Source organism: Streptomyces sp. NPDC053673, assembly GCF_055585225.1.
The window spans coordinates 10,739-26,381 of the sequence record NZ_JBVJKN010000029.1; the positions used below are offsets into that span (position 1 = coordinate 10,739).

General features: G+C 72.7%; 10 protein-coding genes. 4 read left to right on the forward strand and 6 right to left on the reverse strand.

The features are described from left to right. The first annotated feature begins 210 nt into the window (after window positions 1-210). The 3 genes from ACZ6ZQ_RS30240 to glpK all read left to right on the forward strand — a co-directional run bounded on the left by ACZ6ZQ_RS30240 (window position 211) and on the right by glpK (window position 3,980). Window positions 211-1,398 carry a lipid-transfer protein gene (locus ACZ6ZQ_RS30240; protein ID WP_469771696.1) on the forward strand — a complete coding sequence of 396 codons (1,188 nt, stop codon included), beginning with the start codon at window positions 211-213 and terminating at the stop codon, window positions 1,396-1,398. A gap of 255 nt (window positions 1,399-1,653) precedes the next feature. Then, a complete protein-coding gene (locus tag ACZ6ZQ_RS30245) occupies window positions 1,654-2,415 on the forward strand; it encodes an MIP/aquaporin family protein (protein WP_469771697.1) in 762 nt (253 codons plus the stop codon). A 44-nt stretch (window positions 2,416-2,459) separates the two neighbouring features. Beyond that, window positions 2,460-3,980, forward strand: a complete 1,521-nt coding sequence (glpK, locus tag ACZ6ZQ_RS30250; RefSeq protein WP_469771698.1) for a glycerol kinase GlpK — start codon at window positions 2,460-2,462, stop codon at window positions 3,978-3,980. Between the two features lie 63 nt (window positions 3,981-4,043). Here glpK and ACZ6ZQ_RS30255 read toward each other — a convergent pair whose 3' ends face one another. From ACZ6ZQ_RS30255 to ACZ6ZQ_RS30270, 4 genes are read right to left on the reverse strand one after another with little or no spacing between them, the layout of a single operon-like run. Continuing rightward, on the reverse strand, window positions 4,044-4,649 hold the full coding sequence (locus ACZ6ZQ_RS30255; RefSeq protein WP_469771699.1) for a GTP-binding protein: 606 nt from the start codon (window positions 4,647-4,649) through the stop codon (window positions 4,044-4,046). Beyond that, window positions 4,630-5,034 (reverse strand): DUF742 domain-containing protein, encoded by a 405-nt coding sequence (locus ACZ6ZQ_RS30260; protein WP_469771700.1) that lies wholly within the window; start codon window positions 5,032-5,034, stop codon window positions 4,630-4,632. Before ACZ6ZQ_RS30260 ends, ACZ6ZQ_RS30255 begins: the two co-directional genes overlap by 20 nt. 10 nt (window positions 5,035-5,044) lie before the next feature. Beyond that, complete coding sequence (locus tag ACZ6ZQ_RS30265; RefSeq protein WP_469771701.1) at window positions 5,045-5,479, reverse strand: roadblock/LC7 domain-containing protein; 435 nt, start codon at window positions 5,477-5,479, stop codon at window positions 5,045-5,047. Then, window positions 5,476-8,352 carry a nitrate- and nitrite sensing domain-containing protein gene (locus ACZ6ZQ_RS30270; protein ID WP_469771702.1) on the reverse strand — a complete coding sequence of 959 codons (2,877 nt, stop codon included), beginning with the start codon at window positions 8,350-8,352 and terminating at the stop codon, window positions 5,476-5,478. Before ACZ6ZQ_RS30270 ends, ACZ6ZQ_RS30265 begins: the two co-directional genes overlap by 4 nt. A 487-nt stretch (window positions 8,353-8,839) precedes the next feature. Between ACZ6ZQ_RS30270 and ACZ6ZQ_RS30275 the strand changes: the two genes are divergently transcribed. Beyond that, the gene (locus ACZ6ZQ_RS30275; protein ID WP_469771703.1) at window positions 8,840-9,256 is read left to right on the forward strand and encodes a hypothetical protein; all 417 of its coding nucleotides are present in this window, start codon (window positions 8,840-8,842) and stop codon (window positions 9,254-9,256) included. A gap of 21 nt (window positions 9,257-9,277) precedes the next feature. On the opposite strand, the gene ACZ6ZQ_RS30280 is transcribed toward ACZ6ZQ_RS30275, so the two are convergent. Continuing rightward, the gene (locus ACZ6ZQ_RS30280; RefSeq protein WP_469771704.1) at window positions 9,278-14,404 is read right to left on the reverse strand and encodes a hypothetical protein; all 5,127 of its coding nucleotides are present in this window, start codon (window positions 14,402-14,404) and stop codon (window positions 9,278-9,280) included. 41 nt (window positions 14,405-14,445) lie between these two features. Next, on the reverse strand, window positions 14,446-15,357 hold the full coding sequence (locus ACZ6ZQ_RS30285; RefSeq protein WP_469771705.1) for a hypothetical protein: 912 nt from the start codon (window positions 15,355-15,357) through the stop codon (window positions 14,446-14,448). Between the last annotated feature and the right edge of the window lie 286 nt (window positions 15,358-15,643).

The following is a 15,643-nucleotide window of genomic DNA, read 5'->3' on the forward strand; positions in this document are numbered from 1 at the left end:
GCCGGAGAAGCGAACAGGAAGACACAGTGAGCGACGGGCACGCGGCCGCCGGACCGCAGAAGACATCGATGACCGCACCTCTGCGCCACGTGGCCGGAGAAGCGAACAGGAAGACACAGTGAGCGACGGGCACGCGGCCGCCGGACCGCAGAAGACATCGATGACCGCACCTCTGCGCCACGTGGCCGGTGAAGCGAACAGGAAGACACAGTGAGCGACATCGCCGTGCTCGGCGCGGGCATGCACCCGTGGGGCAAATGGGGACGGAGCTTCGTCGAGTACGGGACCGCCGCGGCCCGGGCGGCGCTCGCCGACGCCGGAATCCGCTGGCAGGACGTGCAGTCGGTGGTCGGCGCGGACACGGTCCGCTGCGGCTACCCCGGCTATGTCGCGGGCGCGACCTTCGCGCAGGCGCTGGGCTGGCAGGGCGCTCGCGTCGCCAGCGTGTACGCCGCGTGCGCGTCCGGGGCGCAGGCCGTCAACACCGCCAGGGCGCAGATCCTGGCGGGCATGGCCGATGTGGTGCTGGTCGTCGGTGCCGACTCCGCCCCCAAGGGGTTCTTCGCCCCCGCGGGCGGGGACCGGCCGGACGATCCCGACTGGCTGCGCTTCCGCGTGCTCGGTGCCACGAACCCGGCGTACTTCGCCCTGTACGCGCGCCGCCGCATGGCGCTGTACGGCGACACCCTGGAGGACTTCGCGCAGGTCAAGGTGAAGAACGCGGCGGCCGGCGCGCTCAATCCGTATGCCCGCTACCGCAGGACCGTGACCGCCGGACAGGTCGCCGCGTCGGCCGTCGTCGCCGACCCGCTGCGGCTGCTCGACATCTGCGCCACCTCGGACGGCGGGGCGGCGCTCGTCCTGTCGAGCGTGGAGTACGCGCGCCGGCACGGCGTGGCCGACCCGGTCCGCATCCGTGCCGTGTCGACCGTCGCCCCGACCTACCCGAGGACCGTCCTCGATCTCCCGGACATCGCCACGGACTCGGCTGCCGCCGTGCAGCCGTCTCCACTGGGCTTCCGGGCGTCCATCGCGCGGGCCGCGTACGAGGAGGCCGGGCTCGGCCCGGAGGACCTGTCGCTCGCCGAGGTGTACGACCTGTCCACGGCGCTGGAGCTGGAGTGGTACGAGGACATCGGCCTGTGCGGCGCCGGGGAGGGCGCGAAACTGGTGCGGGAAGGTGCGACGGCGCTCGGCGGTCGGGTACCGGTCAATGCGAGCGGCGGGCTCGCGTCGTACGGCGAGGCGGTCCCCGCGCAGGCCATCGCCCAGGTGTGTGAGCTGACCTGGCAGCTGCGCGGCACCGCGGGCGGGCGCCAGGTGGCGGGCGCGCGCGCCGGAATCACCGCGAACCAGGGTCTGTTCGGCCATGGCTCGGCGGTCGTCGCGGTCCGCTGAACCGCCGGGCCCGGGTCGGCCCTCCCTGCGGACGAGTCGAGCACATGCTGTGAACTGCGGTTGCTGTCGGCGACCTTGACGGTGCAGTAACACCGGGGGAAAACTGCCTCTTCGTCGGCGCCGGTCCCGCTACCGCCGCAGTTCGACACGCTCACCACGCTCGTCACGGACGCCGGGCGGGGCATGGGACACCCCCTGCACTCCCCCGCTTTCGGCTCCGTAGCCATGGGAACCACACCCAGCCCTGGAGCCGCAATGAGCAACGCAGACATCTTCCTCGGTGAGGTCATCGGCACCGCGATACTGATCCTCTTCGGCGCGGGCGTGTGCGCCGCGGTCACCCTTCACCATTCCAAGGCGAGAGCCTCCGGCTGGATCGTCATCACCTTCGGCTGGGGATTCGGCGTGCTGGCCGGCGCGTACACCGCGGCGCCGCTGTCCGGTGGCCATCTCAACCCGGCCGTGACGGTGGGCGTCGCCGTCGACACCGGCGAGTGGAGCAAGGTGCCGCTGTACATCCTGGCGCAGATGACCGGCGCGATCACCGGTGCCGTGCTGGCCTGGCTGGTCTATTACGCGCAGTTCCAGGGGAACGCCGACATCAAGAACGCCCAGCCGACGCTCGGGATCTTCTCGACCGCTCCGGAGATCCGCAATCCCGTCGCCAACCTCGTCACCGAGACCATCGCGACGATCGGGCTGGTCCTGCCGATCCTGGCCTTCGGGCGGAACGCCGGTATCGGCATCGGCCAGATTCCCGGCCAGTCGGCCGGAATCTACGGCTCCGGGATCTCGATCCTTCTGGTGTCGCTGCTCGTCGTCGGCATCGGTGTGTCGCTCGGCGGGCCCACCGGCTACGCCATCAATCCGGCGCGCGACCTGGGGCCGCGGATCACCCACGCGCTGCTGCCCATCCCCAACAAGGGGACGTCCGACTGGGGCTACGCCTGGATACCGGTGGCCGGCCCGCTCCTCGGCGGTCTCCTCGCGGGTCTGATCTTCAACGCAGCGTTCTGACCATCAAACCGGGGGCTCGGCCCCCAGACCCACAAGGGGACGTCATGACGGACACCTCCCAGAAGTACGTCGCCGCCATCGACCAGGGCACCACGTCCAGCCGCTGCATCATCTTCGACCAGGACGGCGCCATCGTCGCCGTCGACCAGCGGGAACACCGTCAGATCTTCCCCAAGCCCGGCTGGGTGGAGCACGACGCCACCGAGATCTGGTCCAAGGTCCAGGCGGTGGTGGCGGGGGCGCTCGCCAAGGCAGGGCTGCGCGCCGGACAGCTGAGCGCGCTCGGCATCACCAACCAGCGCGAGACGACCGTCCTGTGGGACCGGGCGACCGGCAAGCCCGTGCACAACGCGATCGTCTGGCAGGACACCCGTACCTCTGCTCTCTGCACCGAACTCGGCGGCCCGGACGGGCAGGACCGTTTCCGTGACGCGACCGGACTGCCGCTCGCCAGCTACTTCTCCGGACCCAAGGCGGCCTGGCTGCTGGACAATGTGCCGGGGCTGCGCGGCCGGGCCGAGCGTGGCCAGATCGCGTTCGGCACCATCGACTCCTGGCTGATCTGGAACCTGACGGGCGGCACGGACGGCGGGGTCCACGTCACGGACGTCACCAACGCCTCCCGCACGATGCTGATGAATCTGGAGACCCTCCAGTGGGACTCCTCGATCCTCGCGGCGATGAATGTGCCGGAAGCGGTCCTTCCGGAGATCAGGTCCTCGGCCGAGGTGTACGGGACGGCCGTCGGCCAGCTCCAGGGCGTGCCGGTCGCCTCCGCCCTCGGCGACCAGCAGGCTGCCGTGTTCGGCCAGGCCTGCTACGACACCGGCACGGCGAAGAACACGTACGGGACAGGGAGTTTCCTCCTGCTCAACACGGGAAGCCGGCCGGTTCCGTCGAAGAGCGGGCTGATCACGACCCTCGGCTACAAGATCGGTGACGCCGCCCCCGTCTACTGCCTGGAGGGGTCGATCGCGATCACCGGCGCCCTGGTGCAGTGGTTCCGGGACCAGCTCGGGATCATCCGCAGCGCCGACGAGATCGAAACCCTGGCGGCGAGCGTCGACGACAACGGCGGGGCGTACATCGTGCCTGCCTTCTCCGGTCTGTACGCGCCGTACTGGCGGTCCGACGCCCGCGGTGTCATCACTGGCCTGACCAGGTACGTCACCAAGGCACACCTGGCGCGGGCGGTGCTGGAGGCCACGAGCTGGCAGACGCGTGAGGTCGTCGACGCGATGTACCAGGACTCGGGAGTGCCGATCACCACGCTGAAGGTCGACGGCGGAATGACCGCGAACCAACTGCTGATGCAGCATCAGGCGGATGTGCTGGGCGTACCGGTGATCCGGCCCAAGGTGTCCGAGACGACCTGCCTGGGCGCGGCGTACGCGGCCGGTCTCGCGACCGGCGTCTGGGGCGGTCTGGACGAGCTGAAGGCGCACTGGCGCCGCGATGTCGAGTGGTCGCCCCGGATGGCCGCGGAGACCCGCGAGCGGGAGTACGACAACTGGCGCAGGGCGGTGGAGCGCAGTTTCGGCTGGCACAAGGAGGACGGCGCGTAGGCCTGCTGTCCCGCATGAGCCACGGCCCGTACCCCTGTCGGTGGGGGTACGGGCCGTGTCACTTCAGGTGGTCGCGGGCTCGCGCTCCCGGGTGGAGCGCACCAGCGCGTGTTCCACGACCGCGACCAGCACCGACTTGACCGACTCACGGTCGCGGGCGTCGCACATCATCAGCGGCACCTCGGGGTCGAGGTCGAGTGCGGCCCGCACGGAGTCGGACGGGAAGCGGTCCGCGCCCTCGAAGCAGTTGACCCCGACGGTGAACGGGATCCCCCGGCGTTCGAAGTAGTCGATGGCTGCGAAGGAGTCCTCCAGGCGGCGGGTGTCGGCGAGGACGACCGCGCCGAGCGCGCCCTGGGCCAGCTCGTCCCAGAGGAACCAGAAACGGTCCTGACCCGGTGTGCCGAAGAGGTAGAGCACCAGGTCCTCGCGGAGGGTGATCCGGCCGAAGTCCATGGCGACGGTGGTGGTGCTCTTGGACTCGACGCCGTCGAGATCGTCCACGGGCCGGCCGGCCTCGCTCAGGGTCTCCTCGGTCCGCAGCGGCTTGATCTCGCTGACCGCGCCCACCAGGGTCGTCTTTCCGACCCCGAAGCCACCCGCGACCAGGATCTTCAGTGTCACCGGCTCCACCGGCGGCTCCTTGCGGCTAGAGCGCCCGAAGACCATTGATCACCTCGCGGAGAATACTCACGTCCGGCAGCTCGGCCGGCGGAACGGGACGGGTTACGTGGACCAGTGCGTCCTCGACGAGATCGCCCACGAGGACCCGGACCACCCCGACGGGGAGGTCCAGGCCCGCTGCGAGCTCGGCGATCGACTGGGGGATGGTGCTGCAGCGTTCGACGATCTCGACATGTTCGGGCGAGAGCGTCTGGTCGCGGCCGGGGTCGTCGGCGGCCGGCTCCGGGACGACGAGCGCGATGAGATCGAGCTGCTGCCGGGTCGTACTGCTGGTACGGCCGCGTGTCATCGCGTACGGACGGACCACCGGTCCCGCGTCGTCGTCGAACCAGTGGTGCGGCTGCTGGACCTGCTGTCTGACGTCAGTCATGCCGGTCCACTCACCCTCCGGCGGCCAGTCCGGTGCGTGGTGCCGTCGCGAGGTGGACGCCGACGCGCTTGACCATCAGCGTCATCTCGTACGCGACCTGGCCGACGTCGGAGTCGGCGTCGGACAGCACGGCGAGACAGCTGCCGTCGCCCGCCGCGGTGACGAAGAGGAAGGCGTCGTCGAGCTCGACGACGGTCTGCCGTACCCGTCCCGCGTCGAAGTGGCGGCCGACGCCCTTGGCGAGGCTGTGGAACCCGGAGGCGACGGCGGCCAGATGCTCACCGTCCTCCTGGGTGAGGTCCATGGACTTGCCTGTCGCGAGGCCGTCGCCGGAGAGCACGAGGGCCTTGCGGATGGAGCCGACCCGCTGGACCAGCTCGTCGAGGAGCCAGTTGAGCTCGCCGCTCCTGGTCGTGTCGGGTGCTGCGGCGTTCGGTGCGGTCATCGACCGTTCCCCTCCGGTGTCGTTCCTGGTGCTGTCTCGCCGGGGCCGGTGCCGTCCTCGGCGTTCTGCCGGCGCCCGCGCTGCCAGCCGCGTTGCAGCGAGGCCATGCGGACGCGTACTTCATCCGCGTCACGTTCGATGTCCTGTGCCTCGGCGTCGGCCGCGGCGGGCGTGCCGCTGGTGTGTCCGCTCGATGTGTCACGCAGCTGCGGGGCGAGGCTGGCCTGGCGGACGCGGCGGGGCAGGCCGTTCAGCGTCTGCCCGGACGGTGTGCTTCCGGAGGTGGCGGCGGGGCCGGGACCCGAGGGCCAGGCAGGCGCGTCCCCGGGCCGCGCGGGGGCGTCGGCCGCGGGCGCCGGCGTGCTCCTGAGGGGCAGGGGGCCGCCGGCCGATCCGGTCGCCGGAGCGGTCGCACGGCCGGTGGGTGCCTCCCGTCCCGGGCCGGTGGGCACGTCCCCTCCTTGGCCGATGGGCGGGTGGGAGCGGCCTGCTTCGTCCACCCGGCGCCCACGGTCGGCGACGAGCGTCGGCGGCTTGCGGCGAGGCAGCGGGATCGGCCCCGCTCCCACCGGGCGCGAGGCGCTCCGCGGCCGCTCCGGCACCTGGTCGGAGGCCTGCTGATGCTGCTCGTCCGCGGGCGTGCGCAGGAAGTCGCGGGCGCGGAACAGCCCGCCGCGCTCACTGTCGGTGTCCTCGATGTCCCCGATGTCAGTGACGGCGTTAATCGGTTCGACCGTGTCGATCGCGTCGGTCGGGCCCGTCGGATCGATGGCGTCGAGAGCGGGACGGTCCCCCGGGCCCAGCGTGCCGACGGGCGCCTCCAGTTCGACCGGGCCGTCGAGCACCGAAGGACCGGTCAGTCCGGTGGGCACCTGGGAGAGCGCCGCGAGTCTGCCGCCCTCGGAGCGGCGCCTGGCGGCGTCCCGGTCGCCCCTGGTGGTCTTGCGGTCGAGGCGGAAGCCGGTGCCCTCGGTCTCGGGGGCGTCGGTGAGCAGCGAAGCAGGGATGAAGACGACCGCGGTGGTCCCTCCGTACGGCGAAGGCTGCAGCGAGACACGGACGTTCTGCCGCTGCGCGAGCCGGCTGACCACGAACAGGCCGAGCCGGTCGGTGTCGGAGAGCTCGAACTCGGGGGTCTCGGCGAGCCGGAGGTTCGCGTCGAGCAGCGCATCGGGGGTCATCCCGAGGCCCCGGTCGTGGATCTCCAGCGTGAAGCCGTTCGCGACCCGCTCGCCGTGCACCTGGACGGCGGTGTGCGGGGGCGAGAACACCGTGGCGTTCTCCAGCAGTTCGGCGATGAGGTGGGTGAGGTCGGCGACGGCGGGGCCGCCCACACCGATGCGGGCCAGCCGCCGCACCTCGATGCGTTCGTAGTCCTCGACCTCGGCGACCGCGGCGCGTACGACGTCCATCAGCTGGATCGGCTTGCGCCACTGGCGGGAGGGGGCGGCGCCGGAGAGGATCACCAGGCCCTCGGCGTGGCGGCGCATGCGCGTCGTGAGGTGGTCCAGGCGGAACAGGTCCGCGAGCTCCTCGGTGTCCTCCGTCCGACGCTCCATCGTGTCGAGGAGGGTGAGCTGCCGGTGGAGCAGCACCTGGTTGCGGCGGGCGAGGTTGACGAAGACCTCGGAGACGCCGCGGCGCATGTCGGCCTGCTTGACGGCGGCTTCGACCGCGGCCCGCTGCAGGGTGTTGAGTGCCTGCCCGACCTGGCCGATCTCGTCCTTCTCGTACTCGAGGTGCGGCGCCTCGGTGTGGATGTCGACATGCTCGCCCGCTGCGAGCCTGCGCATGACGCTGGGCAGACGGACCCCGGAGACCTCGTGGGCCTCCTTGCGCAGCCGGGAGAGCGCGCGGGCCAGATCGCGGCCGATGCGTACGGACACGACGATGGAGACCAGAAGAGCGAGGAAGCCGAGAACACCGGCGATTCCTGCCTTGACGAGGACGCCGTACGCGGCGGGCTCGACGCGGTCCTGGTAGCGGTCGCCCGCCTCGGTGGACTGCTTGGCGAGATTCTCCAGAACCGGAGTGGCCAGTTGCTCCCAGCGCTCGACGTCGACGACGCGCGGCTGCTTGGTGGCGCCGGCCGCGATCAGCTTCTCCTCGGCCTCGCGCAGCGGCTGGGTGTCGGGGCTGCGCCAGTACTGTTCGAGGATCTCTCGCTCGGACGCGGGCAGTACCTCGAGGTTGATCTCGTACAGGAGCTTGCGGTTGGCGGCGAGATCGGAGATCGCGCGTATCTCCTCGGCGGTGACGTGGCGCGTGATCAGCGCCGAGGTCACGAGCGCGTCCTCGCGGGAGAGCAGCTCACGGGCGCGTACCACGCCGACGAGCGCGCGGCCCTGCTTCTCCAGCTCCACGCTCTCCAGGGCATGAAGGGAGGTGAGGAAGCTGTAGCAGGGATCGACGAGCCGGTTGTAGAACTCGAGTGCCTGGGCACGGGTGATGGCGCTCTGCTCGACGTTGCGGCGCAGCGAGCCGAGTCCGTCGAGCGCGTCGACGAGCAGATCGAGCCGGCGTGCGACATCAGGGTGCACGGAGTCACGGACGCCTGAGTCCTGCGCGTTCGCGCGGATTTCGGCCACGGCCCTGTCGGTGAGGGCCCGTTGGCGGCGCAATGTGGGCAGGGCGTCGGAGGCGCGTGGGTCGGCCAGATAGACGAGCGTCTGGCGTCGTTCCTTCTGGATGACACGGACGGTGTCCTCGAGGGGATAACCGACCTTCTCGACGATGTACCCGACGTCCAGCAGCTGCTTGGCCTCGCGGCCGGTGAGCGCCGTCGCGAAGCCCCACAGCGCGGTGAGGGACACGAGCGGCACAAGCAACAACGCCACGATCTTCCTGCGGATGGACTTCCCGCGAAAGCGCATGGCCTCCCCCAGCTCGACCCGCGTCGGTCGCGGGTGGTGATGTCCGACGGCTTGTGTGTGTCGTGCGTGTCTATTACGTGGCGCGGTGTTTCGCGGTGCGGTGTTTCCGTGGTGCCTGCGTCGTGTCGCTTCTTGCATCCTGCGTCAACAAACGGCGCGAGCCTACTACTGACGCAGTGACAACTCGAAGGCGCGTCCGGGACGATTTTCAGCCGCAGCCGATTGGGTTGATCATGAGTTGTCCTGGTATTCGGGGAGATGGAACTCCTCACTGTGGCTCAGGACACCTGGCAGGACGTCGCATTCGGTTCGTGAACGTATGGCTGGAATTCTTCGTTCCACGGGAATCTTCCTTGCGGGCCGTTCGTCCTTCTGTGCGGGGAGCAGGAGTTGCGGGGGCAGGGTGGGACTGGGCCCGTCGGCGTAAACGGGCCAAAGCCGGGCAGCCACCCTGCAGTCGGACAGCGGTGGGGAGTGAACGCAGACCATGGGGACGGCGGACGAGACGGGTGTGCCGCGGCGGATCTGGGTGGAGGACCCGGTGGCGCGGCGGCGAATGCCGGATCCGGTGCGCACGGCGGCCGTGCGTGCCGTGATCGTGACGGCGGTGACGCTGATTCAGGCGATGGTGGCCTTCTTCTGCTCGGTGACGGGGTCCTGGCTTGCGTTCCCGATGGTGCTGAGCAGCGTGGGCAGCACAGTACTGGCGACCTGGGCGGTGCTGGACGTCTGGGTGACCCGCCAGGTGTGGAACCAGCGGCACGGGGTGGTGTCGGTGCCGAGCAGCACGGCGCGGCAGCTCCGGCGTGAGCGGCGGCGTGCCCGGCGGACGGCCCGCGCCGCAGCCCGCGAGGCCGCGCGGATACGGAGGCGGGGCACGGGCAGCAGGCTGTCCGAAGCCTGAAGTCCCGTGCCCCGGGGCGGACTAGGGGGCGGTGACGTCGTCCGAGTGCGGTGCGCTCTGCGCCGGAAGCGCCGGAAGCGCCGGCTGCCCGGCCGGGGCCGGCTCGGCGGCGGGTGCCGGCTGGTCCGCGGACTTGGGTACGGCAGTGGATGCCGGCTGGTCCGCGCCTCGCTTGAACATCCGGGTCGCGGTGATCTCTCCGTGCACGGTCTCGCCGTCGGTGCGCTGCTGAGGCAGGCCGGGACGCAGATGCTCCTCGACGCTGATGTACTTCAGCCCCGCCCGCAGGTCCGCGTCGTTGCGCAGCCTGATGACCAGTGGGAACTCGGCGAGGGCGGTCGTGTCGAACAACCCCGTGGTGTACAGCAACTGGACCCCGAGAGCGTCCGAGACCGCGCGCTGCAGCTCCAGCAGATACGTCGCGTTGGCGCGGCCGATGGGGTTGTCGAGGAACAGCGTGCCGGCGTGCCGGTGCTTGTCCCGGCCGCGGTCGTTGCTGCGCAGGGCCGCCATGGTGCAGTACAGCGCGATGGCGGCGGTGAGTAGCTGGCCGCCGGAGAAGACGTCGCCCATCTGCCCGACCGGGACGCGCTCGGCACGCAGCACCGCGTCCGGCTTCAGGATCTCGACGGCGACGCCCTTCGGCTGGAGCGCCGCCTGGACGCCGCGCAGCAGCAGTGACATGCCGTCCCGGCGCAGATCGGAGTTCTTCTTCACGGCGGCGCGGGTCGCCTCGTCGATGACTTCGCCGAGCCGTTCGGCGAGGCTCGCCTGGTCCGGCTCCTCGAAGCGGATGCGGAGGAACTCCTGGCCGGACCATTCGCCGAGGCCCTCGGGCAGTCGGGAGAGCCGCTGTGCCGAGCGGAGCGTGGCGAGCGCGGACTCCACGAGTCCGCGAAGCCGGTCCACGATGGAGTCACGGTTGCGCTCCAACTGGGCGAGCTCGTCGGTGAGGACGCGCAGCCTGGGCGCGAAGGCCTCGGCCCACTTCGCCGCGTGCTCGGGCAGCGCGGCCGCGGGGAGCTCCCGGATCTGCTGGCGGGCGGGGGTGCGTACCGCCTCGTAGCGGGTGGAGTTGGCGTGGCGTACGAGCACGTCGCTCGCCTCGCGCACGGCCGATTCGGCGGCGGACAGGTCGGCCGTGCAGCCGCGCAGCGAGCGGCGGGCCTCGGCCGCGGAGTGCCGGGCCTCCTCCAACGTGCCCGGGTAGGGCTCGGGTGCCTCCTGCTCGTCCTCCGCGTGGTCCCGGAGCAGGTCGCGCAGGAGCGCAGCGGTCTCGTCGAAGCCGCCCGCGGCGTCCTCGGCGCCACGATGGGCGCGCAGCAGCTCGGCGTGGGTGGCGCGGGCGGTGTCCAGCGCCTCGGAGCGGGCGGCGAGTTCGGCGGTGGCCGTGCGCAGCAGGGTCTGGGCCTGCTCGGCGTCCACGGGGACGAGCTCGTCGGGCAGTTCGGTGTGCGCCTCACCGTCCACGGGTGCCAGGCGCTCCGCCTCGCCGCGGAGCCGGCCGAGCTTCTCGCTCGCCTCGGAGGCGCGGGACTCCAGCATCTGGACGAGTGATTCGGCGCGGGCGGCCGCGGCCTGCCGGGACGGGCCGTCGGCGCCGTCGGTGCCCTCCAGCAGCTGGGCGGCGCGGGTGCGGACCTTGTTGGTGAGCCGGTCGAGCTCGCCCAGCGCGGCGCTCTCGTCGCTCTCGGCGCGGGCCTGTTCGGCGCGCAGATCGGCGCCGACGCCGACCTTCTCGTACAGCTGGGAGGCTGCCCGGTACGCCTCACGCAGGGCGGGCAGCGCGGCGCGCGGTACGTCGGGGTCTTCGGCGTCCGGCTCCGGCAGTTGTTCGGGGGCTCCGGCGATCTCGGCGCGCTCGGCCCGGAGCGCGCGTGCGGTGCGACGGGCGTCGTCGGCGGCGCGCTGGGCGGCGCGGCGGTCCTCGTCGGCGGCCCGCGCCCGCTCCAGACAGGTCGTCGCCCGGGCCTCCGACTCGGCCGCGTCGTCGGCGAGTTCACGGAGCTTCGCCTGCCAGCCGGCGCGCTCCCGGAGCCGGAACGCGAGCCCGGCGAGCGCGTCCGCCGCGCGGCGGGCTCGCTGGGCGGTGTCCTGCCGCTCGTCGCGTACGCGGGCGGCGTCGCCGGCGGCCTCGTCCGCCTCCGTGCGTACGGTCCGGGCCTCGGCGAGTGCCTCCTCCGCGGCTTCGACGGCCTCCTTGGCGGTGCGCGCGGCCTCGGCGAGCTCGGCGAGCATGCCGGGCGGGCAGTCGGCGCGCCACGACCCGATGCGGGCGGCGAGCGCACGGTCGCCCGCCAGCCGGGCCGCCAGGGTCCTGATCTCCTCGTCCCGCGCGGCCGCCCTGGCGCGGAGCGCCTGCCGTTCCTCGTCGGCGGCGTGCTCGTCGTGCATGGCCGGGTTCGGCGGGACGAGGAACACCTCGGACGAGCTGCCCTCGCCCCCGACGCCCGGGCCCGGTACCGGCGCGAGGAGCGCGGCGGCGGTGCCGACGGCCACCGCGGAACGCGGCAGCAGCGCGGCCCCGGCCAGTGCCTCGCGTGCCCTCGCGTACGAGACGGGGTCGGTGATCACGACGCCGTCGACCAGCTCCGGCCGCGCGGCCAGAACCGCGGCGTGATCGGCGGGATCGACGGCCTGCGCGAGGTAACGCCACCCGGGCAGCGCGGGAATGCCGTGCTCGCCGAGGAACTCGACGGTGGCCAGCACATCGGGCCCCGGCGGCAGCAGTCCGCCGTCACCGAGCGCTCCAAGAATGCGGGCGTCGTCGGCGGCGGCGGTCCGCAGATCGAACAGCTGCCGCTCGGCGGCAGCGACTCCTTGGTCGAGCAGCTCGCGCAGTTCGTCGGCGTAGCGGTCCAACTCGTCGGCGGTGAGGGGGCCTTCGGTGCTCCGCACGGGACCGTGCCGGCCGTCACCGGCGCCGGACGCGGTGTGGCCGGTCGCCGCGGTGCCCTCGACGGCCGCGTTCCCGGCGGCGGGAGCGGAGCCCGTCGCAGCAGGGCCGGTGCCTTCGCGGTGCTGCCCGGCTCCGCGGGGAGCGGGCCCGGACATGTCGCCCTCGGCGGAGTCGCCGCCCGCGGAGGGCCCGGCGTCCGCCCGTGCCGGTACGGAACCGGCGCCCGGGGCGGAGTTCCCGGGCCCCGCCTGCGCGTGGGCGCCCGGGGTCCCGGCGGCGCCGGTGCCGGACGTGGCCGGGGCGGCCGACGCAGGGCCGTCGGCCGGGTCGGCAACCGCTGTGCCGTCGGCAGGGCCGGCGCCGGCCGTCGCGCCCGGCAGCCGGGGCGTACCGGGCGCGGTGACCGCGGGCAGGCTCAGCAGTTCCGCGAGGCGCTCCGATTCGGCGATCGAGGCGGCGGCACGGAGCTCCGCCTCGTACGCGTGCTCCGCGGCCTGGGCCGCGTCGGACGCGCGGGCCGCGGTCAGTTCGGCACGGGTCTCCGCGGCGGCGGCCTCGCGGGCGCGGTCCGCGGCCGTGCGGGCGGCGTCGCGGGCGGCGTCCCACGTGGCGACCGCGGTCTTCTCGGCGTCGCTCGCGGCGAGGGCGGCCCGGGCCGGGTCGGCGTCGGGGGCGGTGTCGTCGAGCCAGCCGGCACGGACCGCTTCGGCGGTCTCCTGCTCGACCTCGGCGAGGCGCTGGCGCAGATGACCGGCCTCGCTGCGGGCGCGCTGGGCCTCGGTCGCGGCGGCGGTGGCGTCACGGTGGGCGGACTCGCCGGCCTCCTGGAGCGCGGCGGAGCGCTCCTCCTCCTCGTTGGCGACGCGCTCGCCGTCCTCGGCGGCGGAGTGCAGCGCGCGCACGAGATCGGCGGCGGCCTTGGCACGGGCGGCCAGTGCGGGCGCGGCGTCCCGCTCGGCCTCGCGAATGGCCGCGGCGACCCGCGCCGCGCGGTCGGCGGCGGCGCGGTGCCTGAGGACCGCCTCGGCGGCCTGCCAGGCGGAGTGCAGTGTGCGTGCGTCGATCAGCTCGCGGCGCTGCGCCGCGGCCCCCTTCTCGGCGACGGTGAGCGCCAGCGACGCGTGCCGGTAGGCCAGTTCGGCCGCGATCAGGGAGCTGCGGCTGCGGGACTGCTCGGCCTCGGTCACGGTATGGGCGGCTGCGGTGACCTGCTGGGCGAGGTCGGCGGCGCGGCCGCGCTCCTCGCCTGCGCGGACGGAGAGCCTGCGGGCGAGTGTGCGGGTGCGCCGCTCGGCGCCCGCGTGGATGTCGCGGGCCCGGGTGCGCGCCCCGGCCGCCTCCACGATGCGGCCGAGCAGATCGACGGAGCCCGCCGTGAAGTCGCGCTCGGCGGTGAGCTCGGCCCGGCGGCCCAGCTTGTTGCCGAAGCCGCTGACGAGGTCGGCGAGTCCGTCAGTGTCACGGGTGTCGGTGACGGCACGGAGCAGCAGGTCGGTGAAGTCGGAGTCCTTCTTCACCGCGAAGAGGCCCGCGGCCTCACCCTCGTCCGCGTTCATCTCCCGCTGGTAGCGGAAGAGTTCCGGGTCGAGGCCGACGTCGCCGAGGTGCTCGTTCCAGCGGTCGTGGATCTCCTCCCAGTACACCTCGAGATGCGGGTATGCCTTGCCCGCCTCGGTGATCGCGTCCCGGAAGCCCTTCATCGTGCGGCGCCGCCCCTGTGCGCCGGACGCGCCTTCGACGGGCGGGCGGACGGCGGTGGATTCGGCGACCGGCAGGGAGTCGAGGCTGAGTCCGGGCCCGGGCCGGAAGGAGTACCAGGCCTCGGCGAACTTCCGGGGGTCGTTGGAGACCTGCCGGCCCCGCCACTCGCTGACCTTGCCGACGACGACCAGTTCCCCGGTGAGGGTGTGCTGCCACTCCAGGGCGACGTGGCCGCAGTCGTCGGCGAGCAGGAACTTGCGCAGTACGCCGGAGCTGGCGCCGCCCAGTGTGTTGCGATGGCCGGGAAGCATCACCGAGAAGATCAGCTTGAGCAGGACGGACTTGCCGCCGCCGTTCTCCAGGAAGAGCACGCCCGCGGGGGCCGGGCGGCGCGGCGGGCCGACAGGCTCCTCCTCGAAGAACTCGGCTTGCATCGGAGCCGGGTTGGGCACGGGCTCGCCGACTCCGCGCAGGTCCAGCACGGTGTCGGCGTAGCGCGCACCGGCAGGTCCGATGGAGTAGAGGCGGACCCGGGACAGCTCGTACATGGCGGCGGACTCTCGTCGTTCTCAGCAGGGTTCGGCAGGAATCAGGCGTGGAAGGGGAGACCGGCGTCGGCTGCCAGCTCCAGATCGTCGGCGTCGGGCGGCGGCACGAGCGTGGCGGTGCCGTCGGTGACGGGCACGACGCCGAGCTCCAGCAGTTCGGCCATGGCGGCGTTGCCCGCCATGTCGCGGACCTGCAGCTGGTAGCGGGCGGTGGTGCGGTACGCGCCGCCTGCGTCGTCGCCGGTGCGCTGCAGGAAGCCGGAGTCGGTGAGGAAGGCTACGGCCTTGCCGACGATGCCGGTGGTGGAGCCGGCGAGGCGCCGGGCGTCCTTGGTGGCGCCGGTCGCGCTGCGGCGGGCGTAGATCCGCCAGGCCGCTTCCAGCCCGGGGGCGTCGGAGGCCGGGTCGGTGTTCTCCCCCTGCTCCTCGGCACGCTCCTCCAGGCGGCGGCAGGCCTGGCGTACGAACGCGTCGACTCCGTTGACCGTGATCCGGCCGATGTAGCCGTCGTCGGCGAGGTCTTCGGGACGCGGGAACGCCATGGCGGCCACGGCGAGATGGGCGAGGCCGTGCAGGAAGCGGTCGGCGGAGTCGGTGGAGGCACGACGCGCGTAGTCGCCCATGCGAACGGCGAAGACCGAGTCCTCGCCGGCGGTCACGGCCATTCCGGCGCGCGGCGACACTTCGAGGACGACGAGGCCGAGTCCGGTGGCGACGGCATCGGCGAGCCGTGCGAACGCGGGCTCTTCGCGGTAGCGCCGCAGCAGGTCGGCGTACTCGGCGTCCCGCGCGGGCAGCAGCTTGGGCTGGAGCCCGAAGGAGACGAGCCGCGCGGCGTCGGCGGCGTCCGCGGGCGTGACGCCGGCGGACGCGGCCATCGGGCCCGACGGGGGCCCGAGCGGCACGTCCGCCTCACGCCGGGTCACGGCGTGCTCTGCGTGCTGGTCGCTCACGGCTGCTGCTCCTCTGTGCGGTGGTGCGGGGTTACGCGGTGGTGCGGGGTTACGGGGTGGTGCGGGGTTACGGGGTGGCCGGGGGCGCCTGCGGCGGTCCCACTCGGCGAAGCCGCATGTCGACACTGCCCCGCCCCGCCCTCCCCCGCAGCGTCGCCATGGGACTCGGCCGCGTGGGGACCCCGCCCCGGACGCCACGCCGCGAACGCCGGCGGGGCTGGAATCTCCAGCCCGTCCGGCGTTCGAGGACGCGCCCGTAGGGCGTACGGGCGTTTGGGGGCGTCAA